Origin of the sequence: Bradyrhizobium sp. WSM3983 (assembly GCF_000473045.1) — a bacterium.
GTDB lineage: Bacteria > Pseudomonadota > Alphaproteobacteria > Rhizobiales > Xanthobacteraceae > Bradyrhizobium.
In genome coordinates, this window is sequence record NZ_AXAY01000002.1 from 363,318 (window position 1) to 384,018 (window position 20,701).

The 20,701-nt window shown below is 64.2% G+C and carries 17 protein-coding genes; 7 read left to right on the forward strand and 10 right to left on the reverse strand.

Annotated features, from left to right (window positions below; translation table 11 throughout):
- Positions 1-39 precede the first annotated feature (39 nt).
- From YUA_RS0104640 to YUA_RS0104650, 3 genes are read left to right on the forward strand one after another with little or no spacing between them, the layout of a single operon-like run.
- Positions 40-1,587, forward strand: a complete 1,548-nt coding sequence (locus YUA_RS0104640; RefSeq protein WP_027529623.1) for a sugar ABC transporter ATP-binding protein — start codon at positions 40-42, stop codon at positions 1,585-1,587.
- Positions 1,580-2,692 (forward strand): ABC transporter permease, encoded by a 1,113-nt coding sequence (locus YUA_RS0104645; protein WP_027529624.1) that lies wholly within the window; start codon positions 1,580-1,582, stop codon positions 2,690-2,692. The genes YUA_RS0104640 and YUA_RS0104645 overlap by 8 nt, the downstream gene beginning before the upstream one ends.
- Entirely contained in the window at positions 2,689-3,648 is a 960-nt protein-coding gene (locus tag YUA_RS0104650) for an ABC transporter permease (RefSeq protein WP_027529625.1), read from the forward strand. The genes YUA_RS0104645 and YUA_RS0104650 overlap by 4 nt, the downstream gene beginning before the upstream one ends.
- A 33-nt stretch (positions 3,649-3,681) precedes the next feature.
- Here YUA_RS0104650 and YUA_RS0104655 read toward each other — a convergent pair whose 3' ends face one another.
- The 10 genes from YUA_RS0104655 to YUA_RS0104700 all read right to left on the reverse strand — a co-directional run bounded on the left by YUA_RS0104655 (position 3,682) and on the right by YUA_RS0104700 (position 15,094).
- A complete protein-coding gene (locus tag YUA_RS0104655; RefSeq protein WP_027529626.1) occupies positions 3,682-4,581 on the reverse strand; it encodes an SMP-30/gluconolactonase/LRE family protein in 900 nt (299 codons plus the stop codon).
- A 186-nt stretch (positions 4,582-4,767) separates the two neighbouring features.
- Positions 4,768-6,006 carry an ABC transporter substrate-binding protein gene (locus YUA_RS0104660; protein WP_027529627.1) on the reverse strand — a complete coding sequence of 413 codons (1,239 nt, stop codon included), beginning with the start codon at positions 6,004-6,006 and terminating at the stop codon, positions 4,768-4,770.
- 41 nt (positions 6,007-6,047) lie between these two features.
- On the reverse strand, positions 6,048-7,529 hold the full coding sequence (locus tag YUA_RS0104665; protein ID WP_027529628.1) for an ATP-binding cassette domain-containing protein: 1,482 nt from the start codon (positions 7,527-7,529) through the stop codon (positions 6,048-6,050).
- On the reverse strand, positions 7,529-8,455 hold the full coding sequence (locus YUA_RS0104670; protein WP_027529629.1) for a branched-chain amino acid ABC transporter permease: 927 nt from the start codon (positions 8,453-8,455) through the stop codon (positions 7,529-7,531). Before YUA_RS0104670 ends, YUA_RS0104665 begins: the two co-directional genes overlap by 1 nt.
- 1 nt (position 8,456) lies before the next feature.
- Positions 8,457-9,332: a branched-chain amino acid ABC transporter permease gene (locus YUA_RS0104675; RefSeq protein WP_027529630.1), complete on the reverse strand. Its 876-nt coding sequence runs from the start codon at positions 9,330-9,332 to the stop codon at positions 8,457-8,459.
- A gap of 95 nt (positions 9,333-9,427) precedes the next feature.
- On the reverse strand, positions 9,428-10,672 hold the full coding sequence (locus YUA_RS0104680; protein ID WP_027529631.1) for an ABC transporter substrate-binding protein: 1,245 nt from the start codon (positions 10,670-10,672) through the stop codon (positions 9,428-9,430).
- A 241-nt stretch (positions 10,673-10,913) separates the two neighbouring features.
- Positions 10,914-12,011: an FAD-binding oxidoreductase gene (locus tag YUA_RS0104685; protein WP_027529632.1), complete on the reverse strand. Its 1,098-nt coding sequence runs from the start codon at positions 12,009-12,011 to the stop codon at positions 10,914-10,916.
- Between the two features lie 39 nt (positions 12,012-12,050).
- Positions 12,051-13,169, reverse strand: coding sequence for a D-alanine--D-alanine ligase family protein (locus YUA_RS0104690; protein ID WP_027529633.1), 1,119 nt, complete (start codon positions 13,167-13,169; stop codon positions 12,051-12,053).
- A 99-nt stretch (positions 13,170-13,268) separates the two neighbouring features.
- Entirely contained in the window at positions 13,269-13,784 is a 516-nt protein-coding gene (locus YUA_RS0104695; RefSeq protein WP_027529634.1) for a GNAT family N-acetyltransferase, read from the reverse strand.
- An 86-nt stretch (positions 13,785-13,870) separates the two neighbouring features.
- Positions 13,871-15,094 (reverse strand): SMP-30/gluconolactonase/LRE family protein, encoded by a 1,224-nt coding sequence (locus YUA_RS0104700; protein ID WP_027529635.1) that lies wholly within the window; start codon positions 15,092-15,094, stop codon positions 13,871-13,873.
- A 277-nt stretch (positions 15,095-15,371) separates the two neighbouring features.
- Here YUA_RS0104700 and YUA_RS0104705 point away from each other — a divergent pair, with 277 nt between their 5' ends.
- The 4 genes from YUA_RS0104705 to YUA_RS0104725 all read left to right on the forward strand — a co-directional run bounded on the left by YUA_RS0104705 (position 15,372) and on the right by YUA_RS0104725 (position 20,653).
- Positions 15,372-15,686: a hypothetical protein gene (locus YUA_RS0104705; RefSeq protein ID WP_051383100.1), complete on the forward strand. Its 315-nt coding sequence runs from the start codon at positions 15,372-15,374 to the stop codon at positions 15,684-15,686.
- 1,337 nt (positions 15,687-17,023) lie between these two features.
- The gene (locus tag YUA_RS0104715; protein ID WP_027529637.1) at positions 17,024-18,586 is read left to right on the forward strand and encodes a 2-isopropylmalate synthase; all 1,563 of its coding nucleotides are present in this window, start codon (positions 17,024-17,026) and stop codon (positions 18,584-18,586) included.
- Positions 18,587-18,869: 283 nt separating this feature from the next.
- The gene (locus tag YUA_RS0104720) at positions 18,870-19,874 is read left to right on the forward strand and encodes a TRAP transporter substrate-binding protein (RefSeq protein ID WP_027529638.1); all 1,005 of its coding nucleotides are present in this window, start codon (positions 18,870-18,872) and stop codon (positions 19,872-19,874) included.
- 188 nt (positions 19,875-20,062) lie between these two features.
- The gene (locus YUA_RS0104725; protein ID WP_027529639.1) at positions 20,063-20,653 is read left to right on the forward strand and encodes a Spy/CpxP family protein refolding chaperone; all 591 of its coding nucleotides are present in this window, start codon (positions 20,063-20,065) and stop codon (positions 20,651-20,653) included.
- Positions 20,654-20,701: the final 48 nt, after the last annotated feature.

Here is a 20,701-nt window from a genome sequence, read left to right on the forward strand (position 1 = left end):
GCCCGGCCTTGGCCGGGCCGTTGCTGCGTGAGCTCCGCCATGCCGGACGCCCCCCCGAGCCAACCCGCCTTCCTCACTCTCTCCGGAATCTCCAAACGCTACGCAGGGGTGCGGGCGCTCGAAGGCGTCGACTTCGCCTGCGAGCGCGGCAAGATCCACGCAGTGCTGGGCGAGAACGGCGCCGGCAAGTCGACGCTGATCAAGATCATCGCCGGCGTCGTCCAGCCCGATACCGGCACCATGCGGCTCGGCGGATCCGATGTGAGCTTCGCGACGCCGTCGGCGGCCAATGCAGCCGGCGTCGTCTGCATCTTCCAGGAATTGTCGCTGATGCCCGACCTCTCGGTCGCGGACAATATCTCGATCGCGTCACCACCGCGCCGCTTCGGCCTCATCGACGCCCGGGCGCAGCGCCGGCGTGCCGAGCAGCTCCTCGCCGAGATCGGATGCGAGGACGTCAATCCCCTGATGCGCATGCGCGATCTGCCGCTGTCGCGCCGCCAGGTGGTGGAGATCGCCAAGGCGCTCGGCAAGAAGCCGCAGCTTTTGATCCTCGACGAAGCCACATCGGCCCTCACCAGTGCCGACGTCGAGAAGGTCTACGCCATGCTGGCGCGGCTCAAGGCCGAGGGCGTTGCCATTCTCTACATCTCGCACCGGATGCACGAGGTCGAGGCGCTCGCTGACCGCGCTTCCGTGTTCCGCAACGGGCGCCATATCGAGACCTTCGACAAGGGCAGGCGCTCGACCGCCGATATCGTTCAGCTCATGATCGGGCGCGACATCGCAGCCCAGTATCCGCGCAAGCCCGCGCGTGGATCGCCGAAGCCGGTGCTGGCGATCGATCATCTGAGCTGGGACAAGCGGCTCGATCGCATCTCGCTCCGCATCGGCGCCGGCGAGATCGTCGGCCTCGGCGGGCTGGACGGCCAGGGCCAGAAATCCCTGCTGCTGGCGCTGTTCGGGGTGCTGCGCGGCGTCTCCGGGCAAGTCACCGTTGAAGGCCGCGAGGTGCGTCCGGGATCTCCGGCGGCGGCGAAGTCGGTCGGCATCGCGCTCGTGCCGGAGGATCGCAAGACCGAAGGCCTGATGCTGCCGATGTCGATCGCCGACAATCTGGTGATCGCCTCGCTCGACGCGATATCGAGGGGACCTCTGGTCGACCGCGCGCGCGAGGCCGATGCGATCAAGCGCGCCATCGCGCGGCTGCAGATCAAGATTGGCGCGCCTGGCGATGCGGTCGCCACGCTCTCCGGCGGCAACCAGCAGAAGGTCGTTCTCGCCAAATGGCTGATGACCAATCCGCGCATTATTTTGCTCAATGATCCCACGCGCGGCATTGACGTCGGCACCAAGCAGGAGCTTTACCGGCTGATGCGCGAGCTCGCCGACCAGGGCGCCGCCATCCTGTTCTACTCGACCGACTATGACGAACTCATTGGCTGCTGCGACCGGGTGGCGATCATGTATGACGGGCGCATCGTGCGCGAGCTCCAGGGTGACGAGCTTACCGAGACCAACATCATCGCGAGCGCGCTGAACATCGACGCCGCGACGCCGGGCGCTGTCGGGGCGGCCCATGCTTGACGATATCGCGATCAGGATCCGCCAGAACATCGGCCTCGTCACCGCCGTCCTGTTGTTCTCCATCCTCTATCTGCTCTACAACCTCGCTCACCCCAAGGGCTTCTCGTCAGCGGTCCTGGTGCAGAACGGCGACGAGATCTTTGCACTGGCCATGCTGGCGATGGCGCAGACCGTGCCGGTGCTGGCGTCGGGGCTGGATCTCTCCGTAGGCGCCGTCATGACCATGGTGGGGTGTTTCGCGAGCTATCTGCTCACGGGGGTGGCGGGCGGCACCCCGTTGCATCTGGAAATATTCGGCCTGCATGTCGGCCTCGGCACCTTTCCCGGCGGCGTCGGCGGCATCCTGCTCGGCATTGTCGTGTGTCTTGCGACCGGCGCACTGGCCGGCTTCGTCAATGGCTGCGTCGTCGTCTATGGACGCATCCAGCCGATCATCGCGACGCTCGCGACCGGAGCGATCTATATCGGCATTGCGCTGTTCCTGCGGCCGACGCCGGGCGGCAAGATCGACGAGGATCTCAACTGGGCGCTGACCAATTCGCTCGGGGATTTCGCCGCGACCCTCCACATCTTCGATGATGGCGCAGCGAGCTGGTTTGCGCCGGTGGCCTGGATCCCGGTGCCGTTCGTGCTGCTGGTCCTGATCGCGCTCTTGGTCTGGGTGCCGTTCCGCCGCTCCGTGCTTGGCCGGGCCGTCTATGCGGTCGGCTCGGCCGAAGGCGCGGCCTACATGTCCGGCCTTCCGATCGAGCGTGCCAAGATCGCGGCCTTCACGCTCGCCGGCTTCTTCGCCGGGTGTGGCGGCCTGTTCCTCGCCATCCAGACATCCTCAGGCAATGCCGACATCCCGCAGGCCGGCGCCTACACGCTCAACTCCATTGCCTCCGTCGTCATCGGCGGGACGTCGCTGCTCGGCGGGACCGGCAGCGCGATCGGCTCGATCTTCGGGGCCATGGTCCTGCGCGTCATCTCGTTCTTCTTCCGCATCTTCGACATCGCGCCGCTGCTGCAACCGCTGTTCGAGGGCCTGATCCTGCTGGCGGCGGTCAGCATCGGCGCGCTCGGCGTCCTGCGCGTCAAGAACACGCTGGAGCTGTTCCGATGAGTTCGGCCTCCCTCAGCATCTCGCGCGATGACCGCCCGATCCTGATCGCGGCCCTGTTCATCCTCGTCATCCTGGTGGCGGGCACGGTCTATACGTTTGCGCGCTTCGGCAGCGCGCCGCTGTTGTCACCGACCTATCTGTTGCAGCAGCTTCAGATCGGCGCCTTCCTCGGCATCGTGGCCGCCGGGATGATGATGGTGATCCTGATCGCCCAGATCGACCTGTCGGTGCCGTGGACGCTTGCCGCGGCGGCCATGATGGCGACTTCGATCGGCGGGCCGCTCGCAATTCCGGTCGGGCTCGGGGTCGGGCTTCTGGTCGGTCTCGTCAACGGCATCGGGGTTGCCTATCTGCGCGTGCCCTCGATGATCTTCACGCTCGGCGTCAACGCGGTGATGCGCGGCCTGATGGTCGCGCACACCGGCGGCTACGCCCCGCAGACCGCCGCCACCGACCTGATGCGGATGCTCGCCGGCGACCGCACGCTCGGTATCCCGAACGCCCTGTTCGTCTGGGCCGCCGTGTCGGTGCTGGTCACGATCATTTTGCAGCGCACGGCGCTCGGCCGATACGTCTATGCCATCGGCAACAAGGAGGCGGCCGCGTATCTGGCCGGCGTCGACACCCGCCGCATCACCGTGATCTGCTTCGTCCTGTGTGGTGTCGCAGCCGCGCTCGCCGGCGTTCTGCTCGCCGGCTATTCCACCAAGGCCTATCAGGGCATGGGGGATGCCTATCTGCTGCCGTCGATCGCGGCGGTCGTGATCGGCGGCACCAACATCCTCGGCGGCCGCGGTCGCTATCTCGGGACGCTGATTGGCGTCGTGCTGATCGTGCTGCTCAACAGCGTGCTGTCGATCATGGACATGCCCGAGGCCGGCCGCCAGGTGATCTACGGCCTCGTCATCATCTTCATGCTGCTGGTCTACGGCCGCGGCGAACGTGTCACGAGTTGACGTGGCACGCTCCACTTCGTCGCGATCGCTTTCTTACACCGCTGCCCGCGTGTTGAGGTAGATCGAATACAGCGAGGTCTGTCCGCAGATGTAGAGGCGGTTGCGGCGCGGGCCGCCGAAGCAGACATTGGCGACGATCTCGCCGATCGGGACCGTGCCGAGATGCGTGCCATCCGGCGCGTAACAGAACACGCTGCGGCCCGCCGACGTCCAGATGTTGCCATGGATATCGCAGCGGAAGCCGTCATAGAGCCCGTCCGGACAGGTGGCAAACAGCGAGGCTTCCCCGACTGTCTGCCCCTTGACCTCGTAGGACCAGATTGTCGGCGGCAGCCCGCGGACATGCGTCGCGCCGGTGTCGGCGACATAGAGCCGGGTTTCGTCCGGCGAGAAGGCCAGCCCGTTGGGCTGCACCCGGTCGGACACGACGCGCGTGATGGCACCGGAGCTGCCGTCGATCCGGTAGACGTTGGAGGCGCCGATCTCCGACGGGCTCTGCTGTCCTTCATAGTCGCTGTCGATGCCGTAGGTCGGATCGGAGAACCAGATCGAATGGTCTGATTTGACCACGACGTCGTTGGGCGAATTCAATCGGCGGCCCTCGAACGCATCCGCCAGCACGGTGATCGAGCCGTCGTGCTCGGTGCGGGTGACGCGTCGCATGAAATGCTCGCAGCTGACCAGCCGCCCCTGACGATCGGTCGTGTTGCCGTTGGAATTGAAGCTCGGCGCGCGGAACACCGACACCGATCCGTCGGTCTCGTCGAAACGCATCATCCGATTGTTGGGAATGTCGGACCAGATGAGGTAGCGCCCGGCCGGGAAATAGGCGGGACCTTCGGCCCAGCGGCAACCGCTGGTGAGCTTTTCGAGATTGACATGGCCGAAGACGAGCCGCTCGAAGCGAGGGTCGTGGGCGACATAGGGGAGCATGCGTCCTCCTTGATGAGCCGCAGAGTCTTGGAGTTGCCTGCGTGCCGTCCTTACTGTGATCGACCCCGCCAAATTTGCAAGATCCTTGATCTAGGGCGCATCGAGGTGGAAACGAAATGCCCGGGACATCTAGCGCGAAGACGCGCTTCGCGCTTCTGCCCGGGCATCACGTCGTTGCTGTGGTGTTTACTGCGACAGCTTCACGAAGTTCGGAAACTTCAGCTTGCCTTCCGCGATTTTCTCGGGCCAGACCACCACTTGCTTCTGGTCCTGCCATTGGAAGACAAGGCCGGTCACCGCGCCCGGGCCGGACTTGATGCCGTGGGTGAACTCGTCGTCCTTGCCGTAGAACTTGATCTGGCCGATCGTGCCCTCGAAATCGGTCTTCTCCATCTCGGCGACCATCTTGTCGGGGTCGGTCGAGCCGGCGCGCTTGATGGCGTCGGTGATGATGTAGACTTCGTCATAGGCGGTGTAGCCGGTATAGGCCGGCGGCGTGCCGAACTTGGCGGCGAAGGCCGCCGCGAACGGTTTTGTCTTGGGGGTGACGGCAACATCGGGCGTCGCGACTGCCAGGGACGGCACTCCGTCGGCGGCGCCGTTGGTGTCCTTCCAGAAGGTCGGGCTCAGCGCCTGCGCGCTGATGCCGAACATCGGGATCGGCACCTGCTGGTTCTTCCACTGCACCGTCGGCTGCACGCCGACATGGGAGATGCCGGTGACGATCACGTCCGGCTTCTTGGCCTCCATGTTGTTGAAGATCGGCGTGAAGTCGGTGGTGTCGGGCGAGAAGCGGACATGCTCGACGACCTTCAGCCCGGCCTTGGGCAGGCAGGCCTCGTAGCCGACATCGAGCGGCTTGGTCCAGGCGGCGTCCTCGCTCATGATCGCGACCGTCTTCATGTGCATCTTGTCGACGAGGAGATCCTTGGCCGCGTCGCAGACGATCTGGGCTTGCGCCGCGGAGGTCAGATAGCCGTGGAACGTGTACTTGTTCTTTTCATAGTCGTTGTGGATCGCCTTGGTGATTTCGTTCGAGGCGGCACCCGGCGTGATCAGCGGCATCTTCAAGCGAGCTGCCCAGGGCTCGAGCGCCAGCACGACCTCGCTGATATAGCTCGCGATCACGGCGGAGACCTTGTCCTCGCTCACGGCGCGCTGGAAAGCGCGCACCGAGTCGGCCGAGGAGCTCTTGTTGTCATAGGTGACGATCTCGACCTTGCGGCCGAGGATGCCGCCCTTGGCGTTGATCTCGTCGGCGGCGATCTGCGCGCCGCCGGGGGTCGCAGCACCCGCAATCGACTGCACCTCGGCGATGACACCGATCTTGATCGGATCGTTCGACTGCGCGTAGGCGGGCGCGGCGAGGCACAGCGCAAGCGCGGAGGTGAGGAGGCTTGAGCCCAGAACCGTCGATGATCGCATGGTCGTTTCCCTTTCATTGTTTTCTTGTTGAGATACGCGAACTAGAGAAAATCGGCGCCGGCTTCGCTGGCGAAGCGGCCGGGATCGCCCTCCCAGACGATCCTGGCGTGCTCCAGCACATAGACGCGGTCGGCGTGGGGCAGCGCGAAGGTCACGTTCTGCTCGCCGAGCAGCACCGTGATCGACGTGGTCTGCCGCAGCTTCTCCAGCGCCTTGGACAACAGCTCGAGGATGACCGGCGCGAGCCCCAGCGTCGGCTCGTCCAGGATCAGGATCTGCGGTTGCATCATCAGCGCGCGGCCGATCGCCAGCATCTGCTGCTCGCCGCCGGAGAGCGTCTGCGCCAGCTGTCCCTGACGCTCCTTCAGGATCGGGAACAGCTCGAACAGCCAGGCGAGCTGCGCTGCGCGCTTGTCGTCGGACAAATGCTGCCCGCCGAGGTCGAGGTTCTCGCGCACACTCATCTCGCCGAACAGCTCGCGCGATTCCGGGCATTGCACGAGGCCGCTGCGGGCGATCTTCGCTGGGCTCGTGCCTCGCAGCTTTTCACCGTCGCGGATGATCTCGCCGGTATAGGGCAGGAAGCCGGAGATGGTGTTGAACAGCGTGGTCTTGCCGGCGCCGTTGAGGCCGACGATCGAGACGAACTCGCCCTCGTGGATGTGGATCGAGACATTCTCCAGCGCCTGCGCCTTGCCGTAATGCACGCTGACATTCTCGACCTGGAGCAGCGGCACCTTGTCCTTGAAGCTGGTCTCGGGCCGCGCATGGCCCTCGATGGCGCCGCCGAGATAGACCCGCCGCACCGTCTCGTTCTTCATGACGTCGTCGGCCCTACCGGTGACGATCTCCTCGCCGAGATACATCGCGAGCACGCGGTCGACCAGCGCCGCGACGCTCTTGACGTTGTGGTCGACCAGCATCACCGCGCGGCCCTCATCGCGAAAGCTGCGGATCAGGTCGGAGAAGACGTCGACCTCGGCGCGCGTCAATCCGGCGAAGGGCTCGTCGACGAGCACGACTTTGGGATCGCGCGCGATCGCCTTTGCGAGTTCGAGCCTTCGCAAATCGGCGAAGGGCAGCGTCGGCGGGCGGCGGTTCATCACGGAGCCCAAGCCAACGCGGTTGGCGATCCATTTGGCGCGCTCGACCAGCGCCTTGTCCGGAAACAGCATGAACAGGCTGTCCGGCAGCAGCGCCACCATGATGTTCTCCAGTACCGTCTGCCGGTTCAGCGGCCGCGAGTGCTGGAACACCATGCCAAAGCCTTTGCGCGCGATCTTGTGCGCGGGCAGGCCGGCGACATTCTCGCCCTCGAACACGACCTCGCCGGCGGTCGGGCGCTCGATGCCCATCACGCTCTTCATCGCGGTCGATTTGCCCGAGCCGTTCGGCCCGATCAGGCCAAAGATCTCGCCGCTGCTGACCTCGAAGCCGAGGTTCTTCACTGCCGTCAATCCGCCGAAACGTTTGGTCAGGCCGCGGACTTCGAGTACGGGCCGGTTTGAAAGCCTCTGGTCCATTACGAGCGAGCCTCGCGCGAGAGGGCCGCTCCGAGGAAGCCGCCGGGGAAGAACAGGACGACGAGCAGCGCGACCGCCGAGACGATGAAGGTTGCAAGCTCGCCGGTCGGGCGCAGGAACTCGCCGGCGACGATCAGGAAGATCGCCCCTAACGCTGCGCCGAGCACCGTGCGCCGGCCGCCGAGCACGGCCGAGACGATCACGTTGACGCCGACTGCGACGTCGACGACGGTGCCGACCGAGGCGGTGCCGAAATAGAACACCAGCAGCGCGCCTGACAGGCCTGAGAAGAACGCGCTAACGATGAAGGCCGCGAGCTTGTGCTTGACGATGTTGAAGCCGAGCGCGCCGGCCTGCACCGGGTCCTGGCCGCTGGCTTGCAGCACGAGGCCAACAGGCGATTGCGACAGGCCGTAGAGGATCGCGGCAGAGATCGTCATGAAGCCGAGCGCGATCCAGTAGTTCGCGCCGGCATTGATGGTGATGACGTCGGGGATAGTCAGGCCGATCTCGCCGCCGGTGAGGTCGGCGAACACCACGATGAAGTTTTGCAGCATCAAGACCGCGACCAGCGTGGTCAGGCCGAAATACGGCCCGCGCACGCGCAGCGCCGGCAGCGCCAGCACCAGTCCGGCGATGACCGAGGCGAGCGCACCCAGCACGATGCAGAGATAGACCGACCAGCCGAACTGGGCGTTGAGAATGCCGGCGGTATAGGCGCCGACGCCGATCAGAAAGGTCGGGCCGAAATTGACTTCGCCCGCAAAGCCGAACAAGAGATCCCAGGCCATCGCGAACACGCCGAAATAGAAGGCGACGGTGAGGAGCCCGAGCACATAGCCGGACACATAGAGCGGCAGCGTGGCCGCGACGATCACGAGCGCCAGCGAGACGAAGAACAGGCGTGAGGTGAAAAAGCCGGCCATCTCAGCGCCTCCCCAGAAGGCCCTGGGGCCGGATATACATCACGAACACGAGCAGCAGCAGCGCCGGAATGGTGCGGTAAGCCGGCGAAACCAGATAGGCCGTCAGCGTTTCGAGATAGCCGACCACGAAGGCGGCGATCAGCGAGCCGGAGACGCTGCCGAGGCCGCCGAGCACCACGATCGAGAACGCGCTCGCGGTCAGCGGTCCCACGCTGTAGGAGCTGACGCCAAGGAACATGCCGAGCAGCACGCCGGCGATGCCGGCCAGAATGCCATAGATCCCCCACACCACGATGTAGATGTTGGTGAGTTCGAGCCCGAGCAGGGTGACGCCGCGCGGATTCATCGAAGCCGCCAGCACCGCCTTGCCTGTGCGGGTGCGGTTCACCAGCAGCCACAGCAGTGCGATGACGAGGCAGCACACGATCGCCGTGAAAATCTCGTTCTTCGGCGTGCGGACGCCGAGCACATCGACGACGCCTTCCACGATCGGCAGCACGGTCTTGGCATTGTTGGTGAAGAAATAGGCGATCAGCTCCTGGATCATGATGCCCCAGAGCAGCGTGCCCGTGAGGACGAAGATCTCCCTCTCCTCATTCGGGATGCGCCGCGAGTCCTGGATCGGCTTCACCACCGCGAAGTAGGTGGCAAACGCCGCGAGGAGGGCGACCCCGACCCCGATCAGCGCGCCGGCATAGGTGCCGACACCAAGCACGCTGGCGGCGGCCCAGGCCGCCACCGCGGCCGCCACCATGATGGCACCGTGGGACAGGTTGAGCACGCCGGAGACGCCGAAGATCAGCGTGAAGCCGGTGGCACCGAGAGCGTAGAGAGCGCTGATGGCAAAGCCATCGATCAGAATCTGGAAAGCTCGCATTGATGATTGGCCAAGAGTCCTAACTGAGGGAAGGTGCTGCGGGGCGCCGCAAGCGGAAGCTCCCGGGAGGAGGTCCCGGGAGCATGTCCTGCCGATCAGTTGCTGAGCTTGATGAAGCTCGGGAACTTGATGTCGACCTTGGCGACGTCCTTGGGCCAGACCGCGCTTTGCTTGCCGTCCTGCCATTGCAGCATCAGCCCGGTGATCAGGCCCTTGCCGTATTTGATCGAGTGCGTGAACGGATCGTCCTTGCCGTAGAACTGGACGCGGCCGATCGTGCCTTCCCAGTCGGTCTTCTCCAGCGCATCGACCAGCTTGTCGGCGTCGGTCGAGCCGGCGCGCTTCACGGCGTCGGCGATGTAATAGACCTCGTCATAGGCGGTGTAGCCGGCATAGGACGGGTAGTTGCCGAACTTCTTCTTGAAGGCTTCGGCGAACGGCACCGACTTCGGCGTCACCGCGACGCCGGGCCCGGAGACGCCCTGATAGAGCACGCCTTCGGCGGCCTGGTTGGTGTCCTTGCCGAAGGTTTCGTTGGTCGCCTGCGAGGAGATGCCGAACATCGGGATCGGCACCTGCTGGTTCTTCCACTGCACCGTCGGCTGCACGCCGACATGGGAGATGCCGGTGATGATCACGTCGGGCTTCGCGCCCTCGATCTTGTTGAAGATCGGGGTGAAGTCGGTCGTGTCAGGCGAGAAGCGGATGTGGTCGAGCACCTTGAGCCCGATCTTGGGCAGGCATTCCTCGTAGCCGACGTCGAGCGGCTTGGTCCAGGCGGCATCCTCGCTCATGATGACGGCCGTCTTCATGTGCATCCTGTCGACCAGAAGATCCTTGGCGCCGTCGCAGACCGAGAGCGCGAGCGCCGCCGAGGTCAAATAGCCGTGGAAGGTGTACTTGTTCTTCTCGTAGTCGGCATGGACGCTCTTGCTGATTTCGTTGGAGGCCGCACCGGGCGTCACGAACGGCGTCTTCAGCCGCGCGGCCCAGGGCTCGAGCGCCAGCACCACCTCGCTGATATAGCTGGCGATAACCGCGTTGACCTTGTCCTCGTTCACCGCGCGCTGGAACGCGCGCACCGAGTCCGCCGAGGAGGAGTGGTTGTCGTAGCCGATGATCTCGATCTTGCGGCCGTCGACGCCGCCGGCGGTGTTGATCTCGTCGGCGGCGAGCTGCGCCGCCTGCGGGATCGATGCGCCGGCAATCGCCTGCGCTTCCGCGATGACGCCGATCCTGATCGGATCGGCCGCAAAGGCCGGGCTTAAGGCCGCCAACAATGCGCCCGTCGCGGCCGCACCAAACGCACTTCGCAATGCACCAGAGAGTGCTTTATTCATGTTGTTCTCTCCCTTGAACCAAGCTTCTTTGAGCTATTGGGGCGGGACTATAACGACGCGAGAATCCTCGGCAAGTGAAACTGTATTCAGGATTGTACGACGCGGACTAAAGTTCTAGCGCTGGGCAAAATGCGGGCAGGACAGAGCCGGTTGCGCGCAGCTATGCAGATTTCGCCGACGAGCATGCGCCTCTGTCGCAGGCGCATAATTGCATTGCCGTTGTGGGTGGCGTTGAGCCGGTTCAGCGAGCTTGCAGCAGCGACGGATCGAGCGGCGCGAGCCGGGCCGGATCGAACGGCGCGAGATCCACCTGGCGCGCTGCGCCCTCGGTGATGAGCTGTGCAATGGCCTCACCGGTCGCGGGCGCATTCAGGATGCCCCACACATTATGTGCGGTCGCGACATAGAGACCCTCGCTCTGCGGCACCCGGCCGATCAGCGGCAGGCCGTCCTCCGTCACGGGACGAAAGCAGGCCTGCTGCACGATGAGTTTTTCGGGGCGAAACAGCGGCGACAGCCGCTCCGACATAGTTTGCAGGCGCGCGATCGCATCGAGGTCCGGCGTCACGGCCGCCGGATCGAGCGGCAGCGGCGCGATGTCGGACAGCGCCGTGATATGCGTGCTGCCGTCGGCGCGCGGAAAGACCTCGATCGACACGGCGCTGCCATCCGTCTCGCAGTCCAGGAACAACGCATCGGCCGGCACGTTGGAGCCGATGTCGTAGACGATGCTCGGGCTGCGCTGGCCATAGACAGCGGGCAGCCTCATCCATTGCGCCGCGAGCAGCGACCATGGTCCCATCGCGATGACGACGGCATCCGCTTCGATGACGCCGCCGTCAACCTCGACGCCCCTCGCACGCGTCTCATCGCGGACGATGCCGGTGACGCGGCCCCGCCGAAAGTCGGTGCCTTGCGCGAGCGCGGCGTTCATCACGGCCGATGTGAACTTTTGCGGATGGACGATCGCAGTCGTCTCGATCGTGCCGATGCGCTGTGCGATGACGACGCCGTTGGCGAGCCAGCCGAGCCTGGACGGCGCGTCGCGCTGCGGATCACCATCGGCCGCAACGAAGCCGCTATACGCGGTCATCGGCCGAAAACCCCAATCGCCCGCGATCTCCCCGGGCAGTTGCGCATGAAGCGAAAAACTGCGTCGCGCCAGCGCGTCGAGTGGCGAGCCCGCGCACCAGTCGCGTGCCAGAAAACCGCCGGCCTTGCCGGAGGCCGCGGCCGCCACGTCGGTCCGTTCCACAACGATGACGTCGACGCCATGGCGGCGGAGGAAGTAAGCCGTGCAGGCCCCGATCACGCCGCCGCCGCAGATCACAACGCGCATGGCTTGTCTCCTGATCGGCCTCTCGCTTGCGGAGACAACCTAGCTCGAATAACCGCGTTCCAGGGCATGACGTAGCTGGTAGCGGTCCAGCGCCAGATGGACGAGGCGCGTCAGCAGCTCGCCATATGGCACGCCCGAGGCTTCCATCATCTTCGGGTACATGCTGATCGACGTGAAGCCGGGCAGAGTGTTGATCTCGTTGAAGCAGAATTCGCCGGTTTGCCGATCGAGGAAGAAATCGACGCGCGCGAGGTCGCTGCATTCCAGCGCCGCGAACGCTTGCACCGCGAGCGCGCGCACGCGCTCCATCTCGGCCAGGTCGAGCCTGGCCGGAAGATCGACGCGGGCGCCGTCGGGATCGAGATATTTGGCCTCGTACGAATAGAATTCGTGATGGGCGTTGGGATTGAGTTCGCTGGCGACGCTGGCAAACAGCGTCTCGCCCTCGAGCACGGCGACCTCGATCTCGCGGGCGTCGATGCCCTGTTCGACCAGCACCTTGAGATCATAACGAAACGCGTCATCGAGCGCCGGCCCAAGCGCCTCCCATGTCTTCACCTTGTGAATGCCGACACTGGAGCCCATGTTGCACGGCTTGACGAACACCGGGAGGCTCAGACCCTCCTTAGCCTTGGCGAGAGACGAGGCGCGATCCGCCGCGAAGGCCTTGCGGGTGAGCACGCGATAGGGCGCGACGGGAACGCCGGCGAATTCCGCGAGCCGCTTGGCGACATCCTTGTCCATGCTGACGGCGGAGGCGAGAACGCCCGACCCGACATAGGCAACCTCGGCCAGCTCCATCAGGCCTTGCACGGTGCCGTCCTCGCAGAGGGGGCCATGCATGACCGGAAACACGACGTCGATCCCGATCGGGCCTGTCGTGCTGTCGGAAATCGGCATGAGAACGCCATGTCCATCGGCTCCTCGGGCAAGCCGCATCTCGGGCGCATCGGGCAGGATCGGCAAGGCCGCCTGCGCCGGGTCGATCATGGCAAGATCGTTCCATTGCCACCGGCCCGTCTTGTCGATCGAGACCGGGATCACCTCGAAGCGCGCGCGGTCGAGATGCCTGAGCACGGAGGCGGCCGATTTCAGCGAGACCTCGTGCTCGCCGGACTTGCCGCCATAGAGAACAACGACGCGAATTTTGTCTGCCATGGCTCAATTATCATGCGCCCTGTCCGGAAGTCACGTGCTGCCTGCCGAGAGGAGGGGCATGGACTCATGAATTCGTCGACGCAGGTCCCTCACTTGCTCTCAACCTCTATCGATCACCCAGCGGGTCACCGCCTGGTGAAAGTTAAGAGGGCCTGGAACGGTCATGTGCGTCTTGACGTACTTGAAGCCTGCCTTTTGGAGTGCGCGGTTCGGAGCCGCATTGAACGCATTGGGCTCACAGAAGAGTTGCTTCAGATTGAGAATCTGGAAATAGAGCTCGACGGTCTGTCGGACACACGCGACGCCGATACCCTGCCGACGTTGAGAGGCATCGGTGATGTGAAGGTGCATGTTTGCTTGCTGGCCAATGCGGATCTTGTCGGCGGTCGAGAACCCCACGAACCTGTCATCGCAAAGCCAACTCACCAAAAGGCTGCTCCTCTGCTCGATGGGCTGGTCGAACATCTGCTCATAGAGTCGCTGCCATTGCGATGCCTGCGGCAGTCGCGACGGATCGACCCCGAGCGTTTCCAAATGCTCCGGCGTCGCTGCGTGGAAATATTCGATGATCTTGGCAGTTTCCTGCAAGGTCATTGGACGAACGGTGACGGTCACTTGGTTATCCCTGTGAACGATCGGCTTCATATTTTAGGCGCCAGCGGTGCACGCTGGCGCCTCGTCGCAATTCAGCTCACGTCTGCTCAGCCCGGTCCGGCACCTTGGGTCGCTGTGTACACCGCGTAGAGCGACTGGCTCGCGGCCATGAACAGGCGGTTGCGCTTCGGCCCGCCGAAGCAGACGTTGCCGCAGACTTCCGGCAGGCGAATGCGGCCGAGCAGCTTGCCTTCCGGCGACCACACCGTCACGCCGTTATAGCCGACCGCGCGACCGGCATTGCTGGAGGACCAGACATTGCCGTTGACGTCGCAGCGCACGCCGTCAGGCCCGCATTTCACGCCGTCGATCACGCAATCGGAGAAGAGCTTTGGATTGGACAGCTTGTTGTCGCTGCCGACATCGAACACGAAGATCTCGCCTTTGCCGCCGGCGCCGGTGTCGCCCGGTCCCTTGCCGGTCGAGACGACGTAGAGCTTCTTGAAATCGGGCGAGAAGCACAAGCCGTTGGGATCGGGCACCTGGTCCTCGGTGACGACGAGATCGACGCGGCCTGAGGGGTCGATGCGATAGCAATTGGTCGGCAGCTCACGCTTGCCCGGCGCGAAACCGGCCGGCTGCCCGATCCGTGGATTGAGCTTGCCGGGCGCATTGCTCGGTCCGCCCGCAGCATCGGGTTCGCCCTCGTAGAGCTGGCCGCCATAGGGCGGATCGGTGAACCAGTAGCTGCCGTCGGGATGCGCGACGACGTCGTTCGGCGAGTTCAGCTTCTTGCCGTTGTAATTGTCGCAGAGGATCGTGGCGGTGCCGTCGTTCTCATAGCGCGTCACCCGCCGGGTCAGGTGCTCGCAAGAGAGCTGGCGGCCCTGGAAGTCGAACGAATTGCCGTTGCTGTAGTTCGACGGCGTGCGGAATACGCTGACATGGCCGTCATCCTCGCTCCAGCGCATCTGCCGGTTGTTGGGAATGTCGCTCCAGAGCAGATAACGCCCCTGCGCGTTCCACGCCGGACCTTCCGCCCATAACAGGCCGGTATGGAGCCGCTTGATCGAGGTGTTGGGCTGCGCGAGGTCGTTGAAGGACGGATCGACGGCGATGATGTCGGGGTCCCAGAAATAAGTGGTCGGTGCGCCGCGCGGACTGAAATCGCGCGGCGGGGTGGTGATTGTCGTCGGCGGGGCGGCAGGTCCGGCCTGAGCCAGCGCGGTGCCGGTTCCGGCCATCGTGGCCGCGGCACCGAGCGCAAGTCCCTGGACCAGCGTCCGTCGTGAAAGCGCAGCTTCCTGCTCACGCTGCTGTTGGCGTGTCATTCGCGTCCTCCCGGGTCATGTTCGGCTGGCCGGTTGATCCGGCCGAGCAAGCAGAGGTTAGTCCGGTCCGCGCCCGGTTGCGAGCGCTACAGTTGCAGCCGCCGGACACGATTTCCTTGATGTCGCCAAATTCGTCTTGTGCCAGCGGACTGTTGGCGGACGATGCCGGATCATGCGCGCATGGCCGCTCGGCTATGCATGGGGCGACAATTCGTCCCGCCCGGTGTGCTTAACCGAAGCTGACTTCGATGCCTGTCAAGTCTTGACCTCAGGCGTCATGCTGGCAGAACTTGCGCGGGGTCAAACGCCGGAGTTCAGCGTGGTTCAAGGTCTCGTCGTACTGGTCATGTTGCTTGGGATCGCCTTTGCGGCGGGCTATTTCACGCGCGACCGCATGTCGCGAAAGAAGCGGGCCGAAGCCCGCCGCTGGCGAGACTATGTGGAACCCGGCTGGCTCCGCGCGAGCCCGCCCGCCAACACCAACGAGGTAACGGCCACCAACCGGATGACCCGGCCGGCTGTGGGCACCGGCGAGCTCGGCCAGATGCTGGACCGCTGGGAGAACAGGGCTCGCGCCCGCCGGACGGCGTAGGCTGACCCGACCTTCGTAGCCCCCGATGGAGCGGAAGCGTAATCCGGGCCCAAGTTCGCCGCTACAAGAACTACAATCCCTTGCGCTGCCCGACGGGCAAAACACCCAGCCGCTGGGTCAATCGACGTACGCAAAAATATTCCACTTTACCGAAATTCGGATTTATCGTATGTATCGCCCGTCCTGATCCGGCGAAAAGGGGCGGTCGTACGTCGTCACGAGCCGCGGATCGGGCTGCGGTGGACGTGTGCAGCGCCGTCGCGGATGCGAGTTGCAGGGTGGGGCAGTGGATTGAGCCGAACCCCGTGAGCGACTTGCAAGCCGCGTTGTACGAACGGCGCTTTGTCCTGCCACGCCTCTGAGGCGGAAGCAGGGATCGCCTGCGTACGGCAAAACCGTGTGGTCCTGGCCGTCGTCGCTACGGTCAAGCCTTGCGAATGCGGCGTTGCTTCAACCGGAGCACGTCCCTGACTTTTCGCGAGGCGACGGAGGCAAGACAGAATTCGTCTCCGGGGAGCACGCATAAGCCGTCAAACCACTGTGCAGGGAAGGCCGGATGTTCGGCTGCCCTGTGTCTCCCCTCGTGCATTGCGTGCGCAATGCATTTCGCACGAGGGTGTTGCGGGTGCCAGCCGGCACCCGGCCTTCCCCGCGCCCTTTGTTCAGAGAGGGCGTGACACGGAGAGCAAAACTCGGGCGGACTACGCCGCGAGAAGGCGAAGGTGTGTCTGCGCATTGAGATGTGAGTTGGAGGACGCCGATGATGCCCCTTGCAATGACGATGTTGACGCAGACTGCCTCTCCAATGTCGTCCTGTCGAAAGCCAGGACCCATTACCCCAGGGAGAGGTTTGGCGAAGACTGGTCGGTCGGGACTGGCACCGTCTCAAAATCGACGGACCTCGCGGTATGGGTCCTGGCTTTCGCCAGGACGACCCCGAGAAGGTGGCTACGCTCTGGCCTGTCCGGGTATGATGGGTCACCTATGTTGACCATCTTTTGGCGTTGCAGTAGCCGCCATTTCTCGTCTAAAAATGACGCACTGAGCCTCCCGGCAACCAACCGTCAACGGTTTTGACCGAGGATTTGAGGGCTCAAAAGGGTCTGGCAATGCTGATTCGCGGCCAAATCGATGGGATTTCGAGGGAGGTGGCTTTGGCCGCCGCCACGATCCCGGCCGCGCTGCTGCCCACCCTCCTTATTGGCGGGCTTCTTCTTACTTGCCCCTGAGGGCCGGCTGGGCGCAACGCGCCTGGGCGCTCAGGGGTTGGTCGAGATCACCGGACACCTCAAGCGCCCAGCAGACTGACGGCGCAAAAGCTCAAAAGGAAATTTGTAATGGCCCCCGCGAACAAGTCCGATAAGGACCGCGTCATCATTTTCGACACCACGCTGCGCGACGGCGAGCAGTGCCCCGGCGCCACCATGACCTTCGAGGAGAAGCTCGAGGTCGCCGAGATGCTGGATGATATGGGCGTCGACGTCATCGAGGCCGGCTTCCCCATCACCTCCGAAGGCGACTTCCAGGCGGTGAGCGAGATCGCCCGCCGCTCCAAGAACGCCGTCATCGCCGGCCTGTCGCGCGCGCATCCGGCCGACATCGACCGCTGCGCCGAAGCCGTGAAGTTTGCCAAGCGCGGCCGCGTCCACACCGTGATCGCGACCTCGCCGCTGCATATGCGGGTGAAGTTGAACAAGACCCCGGAGCAGGTGCTCGAGACCTCGGTCGCGATGGTCGCCCGCGCCCGCAACCAGATCGACGACGTCGAATGGTCGGCGGAAGACGGCACCCGCAGTGAGATGGACTATCTGTGCCGCATCGTCGAGGCCGTCATCAAGGCCGGTGCGACGACGGTGAACATCCCGGACACCGTCGGCTACACCACGCCCGACGAATACAGCCACTTCATGAAGACGCTGATCGAGCGCGTGCCGAACTCGGACAAGGCGGTGTTCTCCGTGCACTGCCATAACGACCTCGGCATGGCGGTGGCGAACTCGCTGGCCGGCATCATCGGTGGCGCGCGTCAGGTCGAATGCACCATCAACGGCATCGGCGAGCGCGCCGGCAACGCTGCGCTGGAAGAGATCGTGATGGCGATCAACGTGCGCAACGACAAATTCCCGTACTGGAACAAGATCGATACCACGCAGCTCACCCGCGCCTCGAAGGTGGTATCTGCCGCGACCTCGTTCCCGGTGCAGTACAACAAGGCCATCGTCGGCCGGAATGCGTTCGCGCATGAGAGCGGCATTCACCAGGACGGCGTGCTGAAGGACGCCTCCACCTACGAGATCATGCGGCCCGAGATGGTCGGCCTGAAGCAGTCCTCGCTGGTGCTGGGCAAACACTCCGGCCGTCATGCCTTCGTGCACAAGCTGGAGGAGATGGGCTACAAGCTCGGCCCGAACCAGCTGGAAGATGCGTTCACGCGGATGAAGGCGCTCGCCGACCGCAAGAAGGACATCTACGACGAGGACATCGAGGCGCTGGTCGACGAGGAGATGGCGGCGTCGCACGACCGCATCAAGCTGACCTCGCTGACCGTGATCGCCGGCACCCATGGTCCGCAGCGCGCGACCATGAAGCTCGACGTCGACGGCCAGATCAAGATCGAGGAAGCCGAGGGCAACGGTCCTGTCGATGCGGTGTTCAACTGCATCAAGCGGCTGGTGCCGCACGAGGCCAAGCTCGAGCTGTACCAGGTCCACGCCGTCACCGAAGGCACCGATGCGCAGGCTGAAGTCTCCGTGCGGCTGTCGCATGAGGGACGTGCGATGACGGCGCGTGCGGCGGATCCGGATACGCTGGTGGCCTCGGCCAAGGCCTATCTCGGCGCGCTCAACAAGATCGTCATGAAGCGCCAGCGCGACACCGTGACGACGGCTGCGGCGAGCTGACGAACGAAGTTGCGAGTTGTTTCACCTCTCCCGCTTGCAGGAGAGGTCGGCGCAGAGCGCCGGGAGAGGATTCTCTCGTCTGGGGGAGTCCCGTTGCGGAGACACCCTCTCCCCAACCCTCTCCCGCAAGCGGGAGAGGGAGCGCAGCGGTGCCCGCGTTCATGATGAATAGCTGCCCTGCTAACGGCCAATAGCGGCTCAATGCGCGAGCCGCTATTGTTGCTCCCGGCTTGAGGATAGGCGCCCACATCGGGCAGCCCAAGAGAATAACAAGGGAGAGATCATGCGCATCTTCGCGACCGCCGCGTCCATCGCGGTGCTGGCACTTGGCTTGGCCGTACCGGCATCGGCCCAATCGCTGATCATCATCAAGTTCAGCCACGTCGTCGCGACCGACACGCCGAAGGGCAAGGCATCCGAGAAGTTCAAGGAGCTCGCCGAGAAGTACACTGGCGGCAAGGTCAAGATCGAGGTCTATCCGAACTCGTCGCTCTACAAGGACAAGGAAGAGCTCGAGGCGCTTCAGCTCGGCAGCGTGCAGATGCTGGCGCCTTCCAACTCCAAATTCGGCCCGCTCGGCATCCGTGAATTCGAGGTGTTCGATCTGCCGTACATTCTTCCCGACCTGAAGACGCTGCGGAAGGTGACGGAAGGTCCGCTCGGCGCGCGGCTGCTCAAGCTGCTCGAGCCGAAGGGGATCACCGGCCTTGCCTATTGGGACAACGGCTTCAAGCAGATGAGCGCCAACAAGAAGCTCATCACGCCGGCGGACTATCAGGGCGTCAAGTTCCGCATCCAGTCCTCGCGCGTGCTGCAGGCGCAGTTCAAGACGCTCGGCTCGCTGCCGCAGGTGATGGCGTTCTCGGAAGTCTACCAGGCGCTGCAGACCGGCGTGGTCGACGGCCAGGAGAACACCTGGTCGAACATCTATACCCAGAAGATGCACGAGGTGCAGAAGTACATCACCGAGACCAATCACGGTTACATCGGCTACGTCGTGATCGTGAACAAGAAGTTCTGGGACGATCTGCCGGCCGACATCCGCGACCAGCTGTCGAAGGCGATGAAGGAAGCGACCGACTTCAACAATGCGCAGTCGCAAAAGGAGAACGACGACGCACTCGCCGAGATCAAGAAGAGCGGCAAGAGCGAGATCATCAAGCTCACGCCGGAGCAGGACGAGGCGATGCGCAAGGCGATGGAGCCGGTCTACAAGGATGCGGCGAGCCGCGTCGGCCAGCCGCTGATCGACGAGTTCCAGAAGGAAGCCAAGAGCACGACGAACTAGTGTAAAGGAATGATGAAGGAAGGGCTTCCGTGTGCGCTGCACGGAAGCCCTTTTTGTTACGAATGGTGTCAGGATGCGGCTGAATGGTGAATTACATCTCGGAGAGAACGCGCTCTCTGTCCAAGTTGTAAGTTGCAACTGGGCCTTGCGACCCTCATCTTGAGGACATCCTTTCCGAGGAGGTTCGTATGAGGAAGTTCACCATCGCCGCCATCGCCGTGCTCAGCATCGCCGGCTCCGGCGCGGTCTATGCCCAATTTCATCGCCCGTGGATGGAGCACTTCCGCCACATCCGCATGAACCCCGAAGACCGCGCCGCCTTCGTCGACGCGCGGATCGCCGCGGTCCATGCCGGGCTGAAGCTCAACGCCGACCAGGAGAAGCTGTGGCCGTCGGTCGAGGCCGCCGTGCGCGACTTCGCCAAGCTGCGCCTCGACCGCGCCAATGCGCGGATGAACGCCGGTCCCGGCGATAAGGACGGCGACAAGCCGGACGATCCGGTCGCCCGCCTGCGCCAGCGCGCTGACGACATGGACGCGACCTCGACCGCACTGAAGAAGATCGCCGACGCCGCCGATCCGCTCTACAAGACGCTCGACGACGGTCAGAAGCGCCGCCTTGCCGTGCTGACCCGTCACCGCGGCCCGTTCGGAGGCGGAGAGGACGGCCCGCGCCGCCACTTCATGGAGCGCGGCATGGACCGCATGATGGAGCGTGGCATGGACCACTTCCGCGGCGGCGACCGCGATGACGGCCCGGACGGGGAAGGGCGTCTTTGAGCGCACCGGGATTCCCCGGGTATTAACCTTGGAGAAGCCGCTGGAATC

Excerpts from the sequence above, each read along its gene's own strand:
- YUA_RS0104675 (WP_027529630.1), bottom strand. The coding sequence starts at position 9,332 with ATGCGAGCTTTCCAGATTCTGATCGATGGCTTTGCCATCAGCGCTCTC.
- YUA_RS0104655 (WP_027529626.1), bottom strand. The coding sequence starts at position 4,581 with ATGCTCCCCTATGTCGCCCACGACCCTCGCTTCGAGCGGCTCGTCTTC.
- YUA_RS0104705 (WP_051383100.1), top strand. The coding sequence starts at position 15,372 with ATGCTGGCAGAACTTGCGCGGGGTCAAACGCCGGAGTTCAGCGTGGTT.
- YUA_RS0104670 (WP_027529629.1), bottom strand. The coding sequence starts at position 8,455 with ATGGCCGGCTTTTTCACCTCACGCCTGTTCTTCGTCTCGCTGGCGCTC.
- YUA_RS0104715 (WP_027529637.1), top strand. The coding sequence starts at position 17,024 with ATGGCCCCCGCGAACAAGTCCGATAAGGACCGCGTCATCATTTTCGAC.
- YUA_RS0104690 (WP_027529633.1), bottom strand. The coding sequence starts at position 13,169 with ATGGCAGACAAAATTCGCGTCGTTGTTCTCTATGGCGGCAAGTCCGGC.
- YUA_RS0104720 (WP_027529638.1), top strand. The coding sequence starts at position 18,870 with ATGCGCATCTTCGCGACCGCCGCGTCCATCGCGGTGCTGGCACTTGGC.
- YUA_RS0104685 (WP_027529632.1), bottom strand. The coding sequence starts at position 12,011 with ATGCGCGTTGTGATCTGCGGCGGCGGCGTGATCGGGGCCTGCACGGCT.
- YUA_RS0104640 (WP_027529623.1), top strand. The coding sequence starts at position 40 with ATGCCGGACGCCCCCCCGAGCCAACCCGCCTTCCTCACTCTCTCCGGA.
- YUA_RS0104645 (WP_027529624.1), top strand. The coding sequence starts at position 1,580 with ATGCTTGACGATATCGCGATCAGGATCCGCCAGAACATCGGCCTCGTC.
- YUA_RS0104660 (WP_027529627.1), bottom strand. The coding sequence starts at position 6,006 with ATGCGATCATCGACGGTTCTGGGCTCAAGCCTCCTCACCTCCGCGCTT.
- YUA_RS0104650 (WP_027529625.1), top strand. The coding sequence starts at position 2,689 with ATGAGTTCGGCCTCCCTCAGCATCTCGCGCGATGACCGCCCGATCCTG.
- YUA_RS0104700 (WP_027529635.1), bottom strand. The coding sequence starts at position 15,094 with ATGACACGCCAACAGCAGCGTGAGCAGGAAGCTGCGCTTTCACGACGG.
- YUA_RS0104665 (WP_027529628.1), bottom strand. The coding sequence starts at position 7,529 with ATGGACCAGAGGCTTTCAAACCGGCCCGTACTCGAAGTCCGCGGCCTG.
- YUA_RS0104680 (WP_027529631.1), bottom strand. The coding sequence starts at position 10,672 with ATGAATAAAGCACTCTCTGGTGCATTGCGAAGTGCGTTTGGTGCGGCC.
- YUA_RS0104725 (WP_027529639.1), top strand. The coding sequence starts at position 20,063 with ATGAGGAAGTTCACCATCGCCGCCATCGCCGTGCTCAGCATCGCCGGC.